14 protein-coding genes are annotated in these 18,473 nt (G+C 35.1%); 6 read left to right on the top strand and 8 right to left on the bottom strand.

The features are described 5' to 3' along the window. A complete protein-coding gene (locus tag Q0783_RS15690; protein ID WP_298896667.1) occupies positions 1–1,413 on the top strand; it encodes a DUF5723 family protein in 1,413 nt (470 codons plus the stop codon). Next, a complete protein-coding gene (locus tag Q0783_RS15685; protein ID WP_298896664.1) occupies positions 1,406–2,245 on the top strand; it encodes a hypothetical protein in 840 nt (279 codons plus the stop codon). The genes Q0783_RS15690 and Q0783_RS15685 overlap by 8 nt, the downstream gene beginning before the upstream one ends. Here the strand turns inward: Q0783_RS15685 and Q0783_RS15680 are convergent. Continuing rightward, positions 2,242–3,522: a replication-associated recombination protein A gene (locus Q0783_RS15680; RefSeq protein ID WP_298896662.1), complete on the bottom strand. Its 1,281-nt coding sequence runs from the start codon at positions 3,520–3,522 to the stop codon at positions 2,242–2,244. The genes Q0783_RS15685 and Q0783_RS15680 overlap by 4 nt on opposite strands. Before the next feature lie 92 nt (positions 3,523–3,614). On the opposite strand from Q0783_RS15680, the gene Q0783_RS15675 reads away from it, so the two are divergent. After that, complete coding sequence (locus Q0783_RS15675) at positions 3,615–4,364, top strand: rhomboid family intramembrane serine protease (protein ID WP_298896660.1); 750 nt, start codon at positions 3,615–3,617, stop codon at positions 4,362–4,364. Here Q0783_RS15675 and rlmB read toward each other — a convergent pair. From rlmB to Q0783_RS15640, 7 genes are all read right to left on the bottom strand, one after another. Then, positions 4,361–5,095, bottom strand: coding sequence for a 23S rRNA (guanosine(2251)-2'-O)-methyltransferase RlmB (gene rlmB, locus Q0783_RS15670; protein WP_298760273.1), 735 nt, complete (start codon positions 5,093–5,095; stop codon positions 4,361–4,363). The two genes, Q0783_RS15675 and rlmB, sit on opposite strands and share 4 nt — an antisense overlap. Positions 5,096–5,158: 63 nt before the next feature. Continuing rightward, the gene (locus Q0783_RS15665) at positions 5,159–6,811 is read right to left on the bottom strand and encodes an aryl-sulfate sulfotransferase (protein WP_298896658.1); all 1,653 of its coding nucleotides are present in this window, start codon (positions 6,809–6,811) and stop codon (positions 5,159–5,161) included. A gap of 144 nt (positions 6,812–6,955) precedes the next feature. Then, positions 6,956–8,002: a hypothetical protein gene (locus Q0783_RS15660; protein ID WP_298896656.1), complete on the bottom strand. Its 1,047-nt coding sequence runs from the start codon at positions 8,000–8,002 to the stop codon at positions 6,956–6,958. Between the two features lie 12 nt (positions 8,003–8,014). Continuing rightward, positions 8,015–8,875, bottom strand: a complete 861-nt coding sequence (locus Q0783_RS15655) for a hypothetical protein (protein ID WP_298896654.1) — start codon at positions 8,873–8,875, stop codon at positions 8,015–8,017. A gap of 11 nt (positions 8,876–8,886) precedes the next feature. Continuing rightward, positions 8,887–10,407 (bottom strand): SusD/RagB family nutrient-binding outer membrane lipoprotein, encoded by a 1,521-nt coding sequence (locus tag Q0783_RS15650; RefSeq protein ID WP_298896652.1) that lies wholly within the window; start codon positions 10,405–10,407, stop codon positions 8,887–8,889. Positions 10,408–10,411: 4 nt separating this feature from the next. Beyond that, entirely contained in the window at positions 10,412–13,486 is a 3,075-nt protein-coding gene (locus Q0783_RS15645) for a SusC/RagA family TonB-linked outer membrane protein (RefSeq protein WP_298896650.1), read from the bottom strand. A 105-nt stretch (positions 13,487–13,591) separates the two neighbouring features. After that, positions 13,592–15,280: a POTRA domain-containing protein gene (locus Q0783_RS15640; protein WP_298896648.1), complete on the bottom strand. Its 1,689-nt coding sequence runs from the start codon at positions 15,278–15,280 to the stop codon at positions 13,592–13,594. A 173-nt stretch (positions 15,281–15,453) separates the two neighbouring features. On the opposite strand from Q0783_RS15640, the gene rpsL reads away from it, so the two are divergent. From rpsL to fusA, 3 genes are read left to right on the top strand one after another with little or no spacing between them, the layout of a single operon-like run. Then, positions 15,454–15,828, top strand: coding sequence for a 30S ribosomal protein S12 (gene rpsL / locus Q0783_RS15635; RefSeq protein WP_008269190.1), 375 nt, complete (start codon positions 15,454–15,456; stop codon positions 15,826–15,828). A 22-nt stretch (positions 15,829–15,850) separates the two neighbouring features. Then, on the top strand, positions 15,851–16,327 hold the full coding sequence (gene rpsG / locus Q0783_RS15630; RefSeq protein ID WP_230936844.1) for a 30S ribosomal protein S7: 477 nt from the start codon (positions 15,851–15,853) through the stop codon (positions 16,325–16,327). Positions 16,328–16,335: 8 nt separating this feature from the next. Further along, entirely contained in the window at positions 16,336–18,462 is a 2,127-nt protein-coding gene (gene fusA, locus Q0783_RS15625; RefSeq protein WP_298760258.1) for an elongation factor G, read from the top strand. The last annotated feature ends 11 nt before the right edge of the window (positions 18,463–18,473 follow it).

The raw sequence follows: 18,473 nt of genomic DNA, 5'->3' as shown, positions 1-18,473 counted from the left end.
ATGCGTCTAAAAATCACATACATAGCAGTATTAATCTCTGTTTTTGGTATGAGCCAAAATAAAGAACTCTTGTATGATTTTAATGATCTGCCGCAAACATTACATCAAAATCCGGGCGCTTTAGTAGCGTTTGATAAACATTTTGGAATTCCGCTGTTATCACAGTTTCATCTTAATGTTGGTAGTTCGGGTGTTTCAGCCTATGATATTTTTAAAGATGATGGCATTGATATCAACACAAAAATTAGAAATGCTATTTTTTCATTATCAAATCGAGATTATTTTACGTTTAATCAACAGTTAGAGATTATTAATGGAGGCTGGCGTAAAGATGAGACCACTTATTTTTCATATGGGATGTATGAAGAAGCTGATGTTATATTCTATTTTCCTAAAGAATTAGCTGTCTTGCTTTGGGATGGGAATGCAGATTATATCGGACAATCATTTTCACTAGGTGATGTAAACCTTAAAGGAGAGGTTATATCTGTGCTTCACTTCGGAATCAATAAACAACTCAATAAGAAACTTACTATAGGTGCTAGAGCAAAATTGTATTCTAGCATTGCTAATGTGAACAGTAGAAATAATTCGGGAACCTTTACAACTCGAGAAAGTACAACAGGCGATAATGTCTATGAACACGTATTTCAATCACTAGATGGAAAGGTGCAAACCTCTGGTCTCGCCTCACTTTTAGGAGATGATAATTCAGATTTTAGTGAAGATATTAAAACACTTAGAAAACGTGTGCTTTTTGGTGGTAATTTAGGTTTGGGCTTTGATGTGGGATTTACTTATCAGCCTAAAGAACAGCATGTCATTACTGGTAGTTTATTAGATGTTGGAGCTATTTTTCATAGTAAAGATGTAGAAACCTATCATCTTAATGGTAGTTATACAACTGAAGGTTTAGAGCTTGTATTTCCGCCTTTGTTAAATGAAGATGGGACTACACCTTATTGGCAAAACTTAGAAGACGAGTTCGACGAAAGTATTCAAATTGATACACTCAAAAGTAATTATGTAAGTTGGCGTTCTACAAAATTTAATGCGTCGTATCGTTATAATTTTGGGAAAAAGAATGATGAAGACTGTGATTGCTATGCAGGTCGTAAACCCTATCAAAATGGTATTGGTTTACAATTGTTTTCAATATTTAGACCAAGACAACCTCAGTTTGCTGTTACGGCATTTTATTACAGACGATTATTCGATTTTTTACGATTAAAATTCACCTACACTGTTGATGATTTTTCTTATCATAATATAGGTTTAGGTGCCTCCATGCATATTGGAAGCTTTAATATGTATCTTATGGGAAATAATTTATCCGAATTGCAAAATATTTCTAGAGCACAAAGTGTATCTTTACAATTCGGAATTAACCTAATTTTTGATTCAAATGAATAGATTACTTTTTCTAATTGCTTTTAGCTTTTTATTTCAATTTAATAGTAACGCTCAGGAAGCGATAAATAATTATAAATATATCATTATTGATAATCAGTATGATTTTCAAAAATCTGAAGATCAATACCAATTAAATTCATTAACTAAATTCTTATTTAATAAATATGGATATGAAGCGTATTTGCAAAATGATGAATTCCCCACTGACCTTGGTGCTAATAATTGTTTAGGACTTAAAGCTGTTTTAAAAGATGTAAAAGGTGGGTTTCTAGTCACCAAAGTTCAAATTGATTTAGTCGATTGTAAAAATAATGTAATTGCATCTTCTGTTATTGGACGTACAAAGATCAAAGAGTACAAAAAGGCATATAATAGAGCATTAAGAGATGCATTTGCGACATATCAAAACTTCGATTATAAGTACAATGGTAATGCAGGAAAAGAAACAAGTATGACAAGTCAACCTGTTGTTGAGGTTAAGGAAACCGAGAAAGTACCTGAAGAAGCGATTGATGTTCGTAAAAAAGAAGAAGCGAAAGAGGTTGTGAAAGACACTGTTGAACCTGAAGTAGAAACGGTAGAAGAGCAAGCAGTAGTAACGCCTAGTGCTGCTAATAAAAAGGAAATACTATATGCTCAACCAATTGATAACGGATTTCAAATTGTAGATACCGAACCAAAAAAGGTGATGATATTATTGTATTCTGGATCACCTGATATGTATATCGTTCAAGGAAAAGATGCTGTAGTATACAGAAGTAATGGAGCTTGGGTCTATGCCGAAAATAATGGAGAAGGTCTGAAGGTCAAGAAAATAAACCTTAAGTTCTAATAGCCGTACTTATCTTTCCATCGCAATTTTAAAAATTCACGCTGCGCTTTTTCTCGTGCATTATTTCCTGGGTTGTAAAGTGTAGTATTCTTTATGTCTTCAGGCAGAAATTCATGTGTTGCAAAGTTGTTCTCATACTTATGAGCATATTGGTAGTTGTCTCCATAGCCTAATTCTTTCATTAATTTTGTAGGCGCATTTCTTATAGATAGTGGTACAGATAAGTCTCCCGTTTCTTTAACCAATTGTTGTGCTTTGCCAATGGCTTCGTATGACGCATTGCTTTTTGGAGAAGTAGCAAGATAAGTAGTACACTGACTTAGTATAATTCGAGATTCTGGATACCCAATAACAGATACAGCCTGAAATGCATTATTAGCAATAACTAAAGCTGTAGGATTAGCATTGCCTATATCTTCACTGGCCAGAATTAATAAACGACGCGCTATGAATTTTACATCTTCACCACCTTCTATCATTCGTGCCAACCAATATACAGCTGCATTAGGGTCGCTACCTCGTATAGATTTTATGAATGCCGAAATAATATCGTAATGCTGATCTCCAGTTTTATCATAACGAACCGTGTTGCTTTGTACGCGTTTAGAAACAATATCGTTGGTAATAACAATCGTCTCGTTTTCATCAAATGAGGTGACAATAAGTTCAAAGATGTTTAAAAGCTTTCTCGCATCACCACCAGATAGTCTAATTAAAGCTTCGGTTTCTTTGAGTTTTATTTTGCGATTAGATAATAATTGATCCTCTTTAATTGCACGATGTAACAAGGCTTCAAGGTCGCTTTTTTCAAAGGAGTTTAAAATATAAACCTGGCAACGCGATAGGAGCGCAGGAATCACTTCAAAACTTGGGTTTTCAGTCGTTGCACCAATAAGCGTGACCCATCCTTTTTCAACAGCTTGTAATAAAGAATCTTGCTGAGATTTACTAAATCGATGAATTTCATCAATGAATAAAATAGGATTTTTAGTTGTAAATAAACCTCCACTTTGTTTTGCTTTATCTATAACCTCTCTGATATCTTTAACACCAGAATTTATGGCACTTAGTGTATAGAAAGGACGTTTAGATTCATTAGCTATAATATTTGCCAATGTTGTTTTTCCAGTGCCTGGTGGTCCCCAAAAAATCATTGAGGCAATTACGCCTTGATTTAATTGTTGGGTCAAAACGCCAGTTTTGCCAACCAAATGCGACTGACTTAAATAATCGTCAAGCTTTTGTGGCCGTAATCGTTCTGCAAGAGGTTCATTCATACTGTAAAATTACAAAAAACGAATGTGACAATATTTCATAGTTTTAATAAATGGATAGCAATTTGCTATTAAAGTTTTAAATTAGACCATACATGAGCAATAATCAACAACATTTTAAGTATTCTACTGGAGTAATTGCCTATCCTATATTTTTTGTGCTTTCTATTTGGATTGTGTTTTGGTTACAAGTACGCTTTTTTCCATCGATAAAGCGCTTAGGTGTATATCCATTAGAGTTGGAAGGCCTAACAGGGATTTTTACGAGTCCGTTCATTCATTCAGATATAGAACACTTATATCACAATAGTATTCCGTTGTTTATTCTATCTGTTGCCTTATTTTATTTCTATCGAAAAATTTCGTGGAAAGTGCTGTTTTTTGGAATCCTGCTTTCTGGACTTTTTACTTGGATTATAGGTAGACCAGCAAATCATATTGGAGCGAGTGGATTGGTTTACGTCTTAGTGAGTTTTATTTTCTTTAAAGGTATATTTGCCAAACATTTTAGATTAGTAGCTCTATCCTTAATTATTGTTTTTCTCTACGGAAGTATGATCTGGTATGCATTTCCTGTTAAAGACGGTATGTCATGGGAAGGGCATCTTGGTGGTCTCATTACTGGTTTTATTTTTGCTATTATTTTTAGAAAAGCCATAGCAAAGCCTGAACGTTATGTTTGGCAGCAACCAGATTATAATGAAGATGATGATCCGTTTTTAAAACACTTTGATGAAAATGGGAACTTTATTGAAAACCTAGAGCCTGAGATCGAGGAAGAACCACTTTCCGAAGCAGATAAAGGCCCAACTATTAATTATACATACAAAGAGAATAAAGATTAGAGACGTTGTCTAACAGCTTCATATAGAAACGCACCGCAAGCCACAGATACATTCAACGATTCTATCTCACCCAATAGCGGAAGTTTTGCTTTTTCATCTGAAACTTTCAAAACAGACGGATTTATACCCTTTCCTTCTGAACCCATAATAATAGCGCAAGGTTCTTTAAAAGAAACATCATAGATGGTATTGTCTGTTTTCTCGGTGGCTGCAATAACTTTGATTCCACTGGCTTGCATATAAAAAACAGCATCTTTAATATGATCTACTTTGCAAATAGGCATTTTAAAAAGAGCACCAGCACTTGTTTTAATGGCATCACCATTTACTGGAGCACCGCCTTTTTTTTGGATGATAATACCTGAAACCCCTGTACACTCGGCTGTACGTACTATAGCACCAAAGTTTCGTACATCACTTAGTTGATCTAGTAACAAAAATAATGGTGTTTTACCAGACTCAATAACATTCATTACAAGGTCTTCAATATCATAAAATGAAATAGGAGCAATTTGAGCAACCACGCCTTGATGGTTCTTTTTTGATAGACGGTTGAGTTTTTCAACAGGTACATAAGAACTGTTTAAACGCTCTTTCTTTAAAAGCTGTTCAAGCTCAGAAAACAATTCGCCACGTAAGCCTTTTTGTAAAAATATCTTATCAATATTCTCACCAGCCTTTATCGCTTCAATGACAGCACGTATACCAAAAATGGTAGTTTCTTTTTCCATGGCGCAAAGGTATAAAAAAACCATTCTAAAAATAGAATGGTTACAATGTATTGTCTTTAGTAATTATTGCTTTATTATTTTTTTACTGATACTGGCATTACCAGAATATAATTGAACGAAATAAACTCCAGAATCAAAGTGAGATAGATCTAAAGAATTTGTTTGCTTTACTTCATGTACTTTTTTACCTAAAACAGAATACAATTCAATTTTATCAATGTTGCTTGTTGATGTTACGGTGATATAATCTGAAGTTGGATTAGGGTGTACTGAAATTTCGGAAATTTCAAAATCATCGATGCTTAAATTAAAGCATGCTGTAAGGTCTGGGTTTTGTTCTAAAGGAGCGCCAGGGGTAAGGTCTCTACCAAAAAAAGCAGGATAGTCTGGAGCATATTTTAGAGCTCTAAAAACTAGTCCGTTTACTGGTGGCTCTTCACCTTGAACATAAGTTGTTCCGTCTGCATTACTAATTGGGTTTTGGTATTCCCATACGATATTATCACTAGCGTCAATTTCAAAGAATTCACCTGTTCGTCCTTCACAAATCATTGTATTGCCATTTGGTAAACGTTGTGCACTGCTCACGATAGCAGAATAGAAATCTGAATCCTCCAAAGGATCAGCAGGAAGATCTGCATAGGTATAATCTGCTGCTAATGGTCCATAAGCTGTTCCGGGAGTGTAACTATAGTCACCAGTATTAGAAACAGGTGGGTCTATAATTAACACCTCTGAGAAGTTTGGTGCTCGACCATTACCGTTATTAAACAAAATAATTTTTCCTGCATCTGTCAAACCATCTTCTATATAGTGAGGGTAATGCTGTCCGTATAAAATTCGGTCAGCTTCTGTTCCTTGACCATATGCTTGCGGATTTCCCCAGCGGTATAAAAAATCACCCCCTTTGCCTGAATTTCCACCTGAACTTGTTGCGGCTTCAGCAGTTGTGGTCGAGTGATCAATAACTAATACTTCACTGAGATTTCTTGAACTAATTACTATTTGGTCAAAGTTCTCATAGTATTGTATCGAATTAAAATGTAGCCAGTTTTCTGCTCCAGTACCGCCATTTAAGAAGTTAATATCCATCTTACCTGGATTATCAGCAATACTACCAAAGTTAGCTTTTGTATTATCGAAATCTTGTATTAAATGATCTTTGATATTCCACTCCCAAACAACATTGGCCTGGTTAGTGCCAACAGGTTCTACTTCAAAGATTTCTTCCATGTAAAGACGTGGATCTGTCAATAAGGCTGGGTTTCTTCCTTCATCTATGGCTTCAGTATCGGTAATTGTTTTTACAGCAAGAATTAATACGTTTCCATTTGGCATAGGAAAGATATCATGGTGCTGTCTAAATGTATTAGAACTATAAACATACGACCATATCAAATCACCGTCCCAGTTAAATAGTTCTACAATTCCTCCTTGTCCGCCTAGTGAGATATCACTAGAGCCATCTACTAATCTACCTGCTCTGAGTAGATTTCCGTTAGGAAGTAAATACACGGCATTTCCAGGTAAATATGCACTTGTCCATTCGTTTATAACTTCACCACAATTGTTTAATACATAAGACTTGGTATTTACCGTAAAAAGTGTAAAAGCTTCAAATGCATCTTCAGTAATAAAGGTAGTTCCAAGAGTGTTTTGAGCTGAAGAATTAAAATATATGAGAAGCGTAAGAGAGACGAGTAGTTTTCTTATCATAGCAATTTTTTGATAAATTATTAGTGCAACTTTTTTTGTAAACCTAACATATTAATGCCAAAAATAATTAAGATAGTTCATATTTAACAAAAAAAGCCACCTAATTTTAGGTGGCTTTTGATTATTCATATGTCATGCAATCAATTACTTGTTTTTTAATGCTTTCTTTTCTTTGAGTGACATTCTATGGTCTGCAAATCTACCTTGAGCAATTTGTGTGTTATTACTGTCGGTGATTGTGTAGGTGTTTCCTGTTTTTTCAACAGTAAATGACGTAATAGCATTACCATTACCGTCGTTAAGTCCACCATCATTTAATGGAAATAAAGAGGACAGGTCAACAGACTCTACAAATACACCAGCCTTCATAAAATCGAGAGAGGCAGGTACATTGCTATTGTCTGAAGATGAGTTACCATTGGCAGTCCAAAAACTAGCATCAATAATATAAGTACCATCAGCATCTGAACCTAAAATGGTAAGTTCTTCGGGACAGTCGTTATAGCTTGTTTGTATGTAAGCACCTCCGAAGATAAGTTCAAGATCTAAATCTAGTCCATTGTCAATATCACAAGGATCTGCACTACTTTCTAAATAGTCACCAGCCCAATTTAGTCTTGCAACTAAATCATTTCCTACGAAATCGTTAATGGTTACACTAATATCTTCAGATATGGTAGCAGCCATTAGAGATGTAGACGTCAATCTTAGATTAACTGTTTTTGTATTCTCAGGAATAAAATCTTGAATCGTTTCAATATTTAATTCAATTGATTCAGTAAAAGGAGGGAAGGATGCTACGTATCCTGTACCACCAAGATATCCATACTCAAACCAACCAGACTCAAACCAAGTTGGGTAAGGTACTTCAACGTCTTCAAATTGTATTCTATCATAAAAACCATTACCAGTTGTAGCATCACCATCTGTTGGATTAGCAGTTACTACTGGATTGCCTTCATCATCTAGAATGTCGACTCTAATGTCTATTTTTTCTGAAACAGCGAATTCAACATCAATATTGAACACAGCTGTTTCGCCTTCAGTTACTGTAACCGAATTACTCATTACTGTTAACTCAGGTTTTCCTCTTCTTGGAATAGAATCGTCATCTTCACATGAAAAGGTAACAAGACCTAACAGGAAAACGAAAACTAAAGAATAACTTATTTTTTTATGTATATTTTTCATGTTTTTCTAGTATTAAAGTGGTGTGTAAACTGAAACTCCATTTTCGCCATAACCTTCGCAAAACCATGAGATGGTTACTACTCCAGTATCAGGATCTACGGCATTAACGCCTCCATCCAGAGGAATGACTAATCCCCAAGGGTCATTTTGATTTACCCAAGATATCTCACCACAATTTTCTGTGAATTCTACATCAAAGCTAGTTGGGCCAGTTCCATATGCAGCTGCATACGGTCCAGAACTATATAACCCACTTGACATATCAAATACTCTGTAAAGACCATCACCTAGGGCTTCAATTTCAATATCTGTAGTTTGAGGATTATAATCTGGTAAGAAATCATGGTATCCATATGTTGTTGTCACACTATACATTCCACCAATATCTGAAAAACAAATACCATTAATAGTAATTGTCAATGTTCTAAAGGAAGCTGCAACTTCACCATTACTAGCAGAAGTTATATTTAAAACAAGTGTCTTTGGATTATCTACATCTATAACATCAGAGTAAAAATTGATATCCAATTTCGCAAAGTCTCTGTCTTCCTCAATGGTAACAGATTGCGATCCACTTACAAAGTCATAATCTGTTCCAGCAACTGCTGTTGAACTTTGATCCACTTCGAAGTTAACCGTTATACTAGGTGTGCTAGCAAATTCTTCTCCACCAAATAAAACAATATTCTCACTATACAAGTTCACCTGTCCATCTGTTAAAAAAGCAGGAGCTGCCGAACTGTTATTAAAGCCAACCACAAAAGGTGTATTAGCTAGGTCTGCTTCTAACTGTTGTTGATCGTCGTCTACACTACAAGAGACTACCAACTGAGCAGCTAGAATTGTCAAAACAATAAATTTAATTTTTTTCATAATCTTTTTTTTTAGTTAACGTCCCAAAATACAGGTGTATCAAAAGCTGTATCTACCGTTTGATTGTAAACACTAACATTTGCTGAATTTCCTGTATATTCTGAGGTTGGATATAATAATCGTAATGGTCTATTAGGTCTGTTTGTAATATCTGGAAGTGGCATGTTACTTGGGAAACCAGTTCTTGTGAATTCTATCCAAGTTTCAATACCATTGGTTCCACCTAAATCAATCCATTTTTGAGTAATAATAGCTTCAAGTTTATCTGCGCTGCCATCCCAACCAATTCCGTTGATATTATTAGCATCGTTTAAATAACTTCCAATAGAAGCACCAAGTCTATCAAATGAAGACTGAATAGCACTTTCGAAAAGACCTTTAGCGTTTCCAGAATTTAATACACCTCTAAATACAGCCTCAGACTGAAGGAATAGTGATTCGGAAGCTGTCATAATATAACCATCTTGTTGTGGCGATATTAATAATCCAGGTCCAATTCTAGACGGTTGATCTTCTCCACCTTGAGTATTTCCTTGGATTGTTGCTTGACCACCTCTTGGAGCGTAAAGTCTTTGAAGTCTGGCATCTGAAACACCAGTTGTTGTTCCGTCTAAAAACTCAACCAAAAAGGTAGTTGGTCCTGCTCTTAAGTTAGAGAAAGTTTGGTTAGAAGCATTTCCAAATTGTCCAGGATCGTAACCAAACGTTTCAGCAAATGGATTCATACGATCTTCCTCATCTGAATATCCTGGATTGATTGTCACATTTTCTCCTGCACCTAAGAAGTTGGCATTATTTAGAGCTGCAAGCTCACCATTTACAATAGACTGTAAATCTGGTGTTCCTTGAGCAGCATCATACATACGTAATAACATTCTCAGTTTTACAGTATTTCCAAATTTTATCCACATGTCCATGTTTCCTCCCATGATAACATCATTAGAACCCATTCCAATTGCAGTACTTGTGTCTGTATTTTGGATTTGAGCAATGGCATCGTTTATATCGGCAATCAAAGCAACATAAACATCTGTTTGATTATCATATTCTGGGAATAATAAATCACCACGTTGATGAATATCTGTAAAAGGAATGTCACCATAAAGGTCTACTAAATACTGAAAATAGAATGCTCTATAAATCTTAGAGGCACCTTTGAAGTAATCATAATTATCTGCATACTCATTCTCAATAATTTGAGTTAAGTTTCCAGTTCTTGCCATTAAGTTATCCCATATACCACTATAAAAATCTGTAGTTAATTGATATTGGAACTCTACAAAGTAAGGAGCTTGCACCTGCTGTGCATTACCTGACCATGTGGCTATCATAGTATTTCCTAATCCGTTCATAGTTGTCATTAACGTCTCTGCAGGTACAGTCAATGCTCCTGGAAGAATTACTTCAGGAGGTAATTGATCAATGACAACTCCGTTAGGATCTTCATTCACTAGCACATCGTTACAAGAAAATGTAAGAAATAATAGTGCCAATGACATTATCGTATATTTTATTTTATTTATGTTTTTCATTTTCTTAAAAGTTAAGTTTTACGTTCATTGAATAAAATTTAGTTGGAGGCGTTTGACCATATCCACCTATTCCAGAACCTATTTCAGGATCATTATATCGTCTGTTCTCTTTTGGTAAAACAATCAATAAATTTCTTCCACTAACACCAACTGATAAACCTTGAATAAATGTGTTTTCAAGTGCTTTGCTCGGTAAGGTATAGCTTAGGGCAACTTCTCTAAGTTTAAATGCTGTTGCATCTAAAACAAAGTTCTCATCTACACCTGTGAAATCTCCACTTTGAACAAACGATTGGTATTGTGCATAAGCAGATGGTCCTCCGTAAGATGGTCCTGTTAACACATCTGTGTTAGTTGTTCCAGAACCTTGAACTGTTGAATTTGGGAAAATGAAATACCCTCTTCCGTTTTCAGCAGTAATGAAACTACGGCCTTGACCAGTAAGGTTATTGTAGATATTTGAATAGAATACATGTCCTGTTCTAAAATCGGCAACGGCACTTAATCTAAATCCTTTATAAGTGATGTCTGTTCCGAAATTTAAAATATAATCAGGAGTAGTTCTTCCTAGAACTTTCAACCCAGAAGCTGTTCTAGGTGATCCATCAGGATTTAAAACCACTCGACCTTGATCATCTCTTTCATAAGCTGTACCTTGAATCAAAGGATATTCTTGACCTTGAATGGCGTAAATACCAGGAGCACCACTACCTAATTGGTCTGAATCCTCAGTAATCTTAGTAGCGATTGTGCGCTGAGAGGCATAACCAAAGTTTAGATTCCATCTTAGGTCATCTGTTTTAATAGGAGTAAGACCTAAATCTACTTCGTAAGCATTAGTTTCGGTTTCACCTACGTTGATACCAGCGCTAAAAACACTAGTTGATGAAGATACCGAAGCACTTAGTATTTGATTGTCGTTCGTATAGAACGAATAACTACCATCTAGAGTAATTCTTGGAATACCACCACGCTTTAAAAGTTCTAGATTAAGATTTGCTTCGAAAGTACTAATGAATTCAGGCTCAATAGCATTATCAAAAGTAGAAGAAGGGATTATAAACGAGTTTACACCACCTGGGAAAGGGAATGCGGCTGGTCTAAATCCTGTATCAAATAAATCATGTGATCCTAAAGCCGAAATATTTGCAGTTTTTACATAACCTCCAGATACTTTTACTTTATGTAAAAAGTCTGTTTTAATTTCTGGAAATGCTTTTGTTGGAATGAAAGACGCACCAGCAGAATAGTAGAAGAAGCCAATGTCTCCAATATCTCTTCCTGGAGACTGCAATCTAGAATCCCATTCTTGTCGTCCTGTTAAGTTTAAAAATAAATAATCTTTATAACTTAAATCAACATTTGCAAAAATGGCTTGTTGTCTTCTTTTCGAACTGAAATCTGTAACAGTAATACCGCTTGAGATATTTTCTACAGTATACAAACCTGGAAGCGTTAAAATGTCTCCAGCTGTAGTTTGAGAGAAACCTCTGCTTTCAGTTGAGTTAAAACCAACTAGTGATTTTAATCCAATATCTTCTGTTAAATCGTAATTGAAGTTTGCAATTAAGTCGGTATATAATGTTCTTGAATTATTACTGTTCACACTTAAAGATGATTGAATATCTCTACCATCTCCTGTAATCGTAAATTCGGAAACATAATCATTAACATAGGTAAAACCTTTACCGCTATTAGTCACAACATTACTCCTTAATACTGCACTGATATTATCATTGAATTGGTAAGATAATTCTGCGGATAAATCAGATCTTGTATTTTCTGAAATAGATCGTTGGTTATTCTTTACCCAGTAAGGACTATCGCCAAAAGCAGTCCAGTGATCACTGTTACTTCCAGAATCAAAGTCTAAAATATTAACGTCACTTGGTAACTGAGCAAGTTGTCCATAAACACCATTTGAAACCGATTGGTCTTCACTAGTAAATCTCACATTAGCCGACATTGAGAATTTTCCAAACGTTTTACCAGCACTAAGTGCTAAAAAGTCTTTTGTATACTCATCATCAGGAATGATACCGTCAGTTTTTCTTCTGTTTGCAGTTAATGAATAAAATCCATCACTGTTTCCTCCAGATAATGTAATTGTGTTTTGTAAGGCAACACCAGTATCAAAAAAGTCTTTCATATTGTCTTTTCTGAATTCGTAAGTACCATATCTAAAATCTGAAACGGTTGGATAAGGTAATCCCACAGGTTGAAGAGAGCCATCGTATTCTGGTCCCCATGACCCTTGGTCAAAGGCATCGATTTCGCCCCAATACCCTTTACCATATCTGTCTTGTAATTGCGGTAAAAAAGCAATTTCTTCTAGAGTAAGCGTTGACGTGTAGCTTATGTTTAATTTCCCTGTGTCTCTTGCTCCTTTTTTAGTGGTTACAATAATAACTCCGTTACCACCTCTAGATCCATAAAGCGCAGCTCCATTTGGACCTTTAATGATGTTTATGGATTCTATAATTTCAGGATCCAAATCTGATAAAATGGTCGCCGAGGAAATAACATTGTCGATCACAATCAAAGCAGAGTTTGATCCAGATAAAGAACGTGTTCCTCTTAGTCTAATTGTTGTAGATGGATTAACACCTGTGTTAGTCGTGTTAATCTGTAAACCAGAAACTTTACCTGCAAGAGATTGCACAGCATCAGGGTTGTTAGCAGATGTGATCTCTTCAGCTTTTAAATTTTCATAAGCTGTTGTGATTTCATCAGGCTTTCTTTTGATACCTACTGCAGTAACAATAACTTCGTCTAAAGATTCAGCATCCTCTAACATGGTAACATTAATTACATTAGATTCTCCAACAGTAATTTCTTGAGTTTTTAAACCTACATACGAAAAAACCAAAACATCGCCTACATTGGCATTTACATTGTAATTTCCGTCAAAATCTGTTTGAGTTCCGGTTGTAGTTCCCTTAATTAAGATATTAACTCCGGGAATTGGTAAACCGGTATTGTCTGAGACAGTTCCGGAAATGGTTTTTTCTTGTGCCAACGTAAGTTGCACAGCTAACAGCAATAAAAGTGTTAGCACTTTACTAAGTGTTATTTTCATATTGTTGATTGATTTAAATTGGTCTAGTCCAAATTTCACAATAAAAAGCTTACAAAACAATGATTAAGTGAGAAAATTTTGAATTTTATTACTAAATATTGAAAATCAGAATGTGGTTGTTAAACTTAAATGAATTTTGGAGTCAGATAATTTAAATTTTCTGTCTTCAGTTTTTCCACTGGTGTAGTTAAATCGAAATAACCCTGCTTTGGTCAATAGTCCAAATCCAAAACCAAATCCGAATAGCTTTTCTTTTTGATCAGATATTTGGTTTTCAAAATAGGCGGCATCTATCACAGAGTGCACATAAATGGTGTTATTGAGTTTGTATCTGTATTCAGTATTGAGAACGGCATATAAATTGGCAATGAGGCTATTTTCTTCAAATCCGCGAATTGAATTGATGCCTCCAAAACGAGGAAGTTCATTTTCTAAATAAGTGTCTGAAACTAAATAGTTAGCGTTAAGCCTTCCGTAGAAACTATTTTTATCATTGAGATTAAAAATTTTATATGTATTGATGTAAAAATTAGATTGCTTTTCGTCTAATGTTTCATAAGACCGATTTCCAAAACTAGAAGACAGATCAAATAAGAAGTTCACAGGAAATAAGCGATCATAATTTTGTCGTTTTATGTAGGTATAGTTTATTAGGTATTTATTAGAGTCGTAATCTGTAATTAAAGCTGTTGGTACGTCTAAGAGATCAGTAGATTTGACCGAATGTATTCCAGCCGAAATAACATGCCTGCTATTGATTTGATAATTAATTTTGGCTGTTTGACTCACCGTTACAAAAGAGGAGTCACGTTTAAAAATGTTTAAGTTCAAATCTAAGCCAATAGGAGAACTAAATATATATGGAGTGACCAATTTCAAATCAAAGGTTTGTTGATCATTCTCATCACTCTTGTACAAGAGTTTTAATGACTCTCCATAATTAAGGTTATTGATGAGGTTTAAATCCAAATAACCATCAAACTCAATCTTATTGGTTGACTCATTTGTACCAAAACCTAAAAAACCATCAAAGGTATTGCTGCGTGCCTTTTCTATATACATATATAATATGGTAGAATCTTTAGTAAACAAAACCTCGGGATCTCTAATTTGATTAGCAAACACCAAGTCATTCAAAGCAGCTGTTTGTTCTTTTATTTTAGCAAGGTTGAAAACTTCTTCTGTTTTTATTTTTAAATAGCGGTTGATGTAAGACTTTGGAAATTTTTCATATCCTTTTATAATAATCTTGTCTGTTGTTCTTGATTTTGGTTCTGAAACCGATAGAGATCCTGTTAGTGTTTTGTCGTCTAACCTTTGAATGTTCTTAACAATTAGCGTGCTAAATGGATTGCCACGATTGGCTATTTCAGAATTGATAAATTGTAGAGTGTTTTCAACATTAGCTATAGGTATAATTAAGCGGTTCTTTTGATCTAAAAAATCTGTAAGTTTTAAAATAGAGACATCTACCAATCCATTGTGTTCAATAATAATGTGGTCATATTTATTCTTTAAACTGAAAGAGGCGAGGTAAGTAGTATCATTCTGCTTTTTCAAATAAAGTAATTCATTTTCTATATATCCAATTTGAGTTATTTTTTTTTGAAGGGTAGTAATTTCTTTTTCTAAAGACTCATAGTCATTGAAGGTTTTTTTATAACCAATAGAATCGATAGTCTTAGTTTCTTTTTCAGTGGCTCCTATAGAAGTTAAATATAGATTTTGGGCAGACGATTCTGTAGACCATACTATAGATAGGAGAAGTAAAAAAGGACTAATTTTTTTGAGCATCAATAGAATTATTGTTCAAATCTAACGGAAATTAATCAGTAAAAATATGTACTTGTAAAAATAAATTAAGAAACTTTCTAAAATTAATCGTTATGGGTTTGAATTATTCATATTTATTTCTACCTTTGCAGCCCTCTAAGGAGAGGGTTTAATAAAAATTTATATAGTAATATATGCCAACAATTTCACAATTAGTACGAAAAGGAAGAGCCAAAATAACTAAGAAGAGTAAATCGGCTGCTCTAGATTCGTGTCCACAAAGACGTGGTGTATGTACTCGTGTTTACACGACGACACCTAAAAAACCAAACTCAGCAATGCGTAAGGTAGCAAGGGTTCGTTTAACAAACGGAAACGAGGTTAATGCATACATCGGTGGAGAAGGACACAACTTACAAGAGCACTCGATAGTATTAGTTAGAGGTGGAAGGGTAAAAGATTTGCCAGGAGTTAGATATCACATCGTTCGTGGTGCCTTAGACACAGCAGGTGTTGCAGGTAGAACACAACGTAGATCTAAGTATGGTGCAAAACGCCCTAAGAAGTAATTTAAAACTTTAAGAAGAAGACATGAGAAAAAGAGCAGCAAAAAAGAGACCGCTTTTACCAGATCCAAGATTTAACGATCAGTTAGTAACTCGTTTCGTTAATATGATGATGTGGGATGGAAAGAAGTCTATCGCTTTTAAAGTATTCTATGATGCAATTGATATTGTAGAGTCAAAGAAAACTGACGACGAGAAAACGGCGTTAGAAATTTGGAAAGATGCATTATCTAACGTTATGCCTCACGTAGAAGTACGTAGCCGTAGAGTTGGTGGAGCAACATTCCAAATTCCAATGCAAATTCGTCCAGATCGTAAAGTTTCAACTGCAATGAAGTGGTTGATTGGATACGCAAGAAAAAGAAATGAAAAATCTATGCCTCAAAAATTAGCAGCTGAAATCTTAGCAGCAGCTAAAGAAGAAGGAGCAGCTGTTAAAAAGAGAGTTGATACTCATAAAATGGCAGAAGCAAATAAGGCATTCTCTCACTTTAGATTTTAATTAACGACATGGCAAGAGATTTAAAATTTACAAGAAATATAGGTATTGCTGCACACATTGATGCAGGAAAAACTACAACTACAGAACGTATTCTTTATTATACAGGTGTTTCTCACAAAATTGGTGAAGTACATGATGGTGCTGCAACAATGGATTGGATGGAACAAGAGCAAGAAAGAGGTATTACAATTACTTCTGCTGCTACAACTTGTACTTGGAATTTCCCAATGGAGAATGGGCAACCTACTCCAGACACAAAAGGATACCACTTCAATATTATTGATACTCCTGGTCACGTTGATTTTACGGTAGAAGTAAACCGCTCATTACGTGTATTAGATGGTTTAGTATTCTTATTTAGTGCAGTTGATGGTGTTGAACCACAATCTGAGACTAACTGGAGATTAGCAGACAACTATAAAGTTCCAAGAATAGGTTTCGTTAACAAAATGGACCGTCAAGGATCTAATTTCCTTGCTGTTTGTCAGCAGGTAAAAGATATGTTGAAATCTAACGCTGTGCCAATTGTATTAAACATTGGTGATGAAGCTGATTTTAAAGGTATCATTGATTTAGTAAAAAACAGAGCTATCGTATGGCATGATGAAACTCAAGGGGCAACTTTTGATGTGATCGACATTCCAGAAGAAATGAAAGAAGAAGCTCGTAAGTATCGTGCGCTTTTAATAGAAGAAGTTGCAACTTACGATGAGAACTTACTTGAGAAATTCATGGAAGATGAAGACTCTATTACAGAAGAAGAAGTGCATGCTGCACTTAGAGCTGCTGTAATGGATATGGCTATCATCCCGATGATTTGTGGTTCTGCATTTAAAAATAAAGGTGTACAGTTCTTATTAGATGCTGTATGTCGTTACTTACCTTCTCCAACAGATAAAGAAGGTATCGTAGGTACAGATCCTAATTCAGGAGAAGAGATCTTACGTAAACCAGATGTAAAAGAGCCGTTTTCAGCTTTAGCATTTAAGATTGCTACAGATCCTTATGTAGGTCGTTTAGCATTCTTTAGAGCATATTCGGGTCGTTTAGATGCTGGATCGTATATCTTGAATAACCGTTCAGGTAAAAAAGAACGTATCTCTCGTATCTATCAAATGCACTCTAACAAGCAAAACGCTATCGATTTTATCGAAGCAGGAGATATTGGAGCTGCAGTAGGATTTAAAGATATTAAGACTGGTGATACTATGTCTGATGAGAAAAATCCTATCGTTTTAGAATCTATGGACTTCCCAGATCCAGTAATTGGTATAGCTGTGGAGCCTAAGACTAAAGCAGATGTTGATAAATTAGGTATGGCTTTAGCTAAATTATCTGAAGAAGATCCAACATTTACAGCGAGAACAGACGAAGCTTCAGGACAGACTATTATTTCTGGAATGGGTGAGCTTCACTTAGATATTATTGTAGACCGTTTGAAGCGTGAGTTTAAGGTTGAAGTAAACCAAGGACAACCTCAAGTAGAATACAAAGAAGCTATTACGCAACGTGCAGAGCACAGAGAAGTTTATAAGAAACAATCTGGTGGACGTGGTAAATTTGCTGATATCGTATTTACACTTGAGCCTGCTGAAGAAGGAAAAACAGGATTGGAATTTGTTTCTGAAATTAAAGGTGGTAACGTTCCTAAAGAATTTATCCCTTCAGTTGAAAAAGGATTCAAAATGGCTATGGTTAATGGACCGCTAGCAGGTTATGAAGTTGATGCTATGAAAGTGACGTTAACAGATGGTTCTTACCATGATGTCGATTCAGATCAATTATCATTCGAATTAGCAGCTAAACTTGGATTTAAGAATTCAGCAAAAGCAGCTAAAGCAGTAATCATGGAGCCAATTATGAAACTTGAAGTTATTACTCCTGAAGAGAATATGGGTGATATCGTAGGTGACTTAAACCGTCGTCGAGGTCAAGTAAGTGATATGGGAGACAGAGCAGGTGCAAAAACTGTGAAAGCTACTGTTCCATTATCTGAAATGTTCGGTTATGTGACAACATTAAGAACATTATCTTCAGGTCGTGCAACGTCAACAATGGAATTTTCACACTATGCTGAAACTCCTAAAAATATTTCAGATGAAGTAATCGCAGCAGCAAAAGGTGTAGAAGCTTAAAACTAAAAGAA

This window comes from uncultured Psychroserpens sp. (assembly GCF_947500255.1).
Lineage (GTDB): Bacteria > Bacteroidota > Bacteroidia > Flavobacteriales > Flavobacteriaceae > Psychroserpens.
This window is presented reverse-complemented; position numbering and strand designations above follow the sequence as displayed.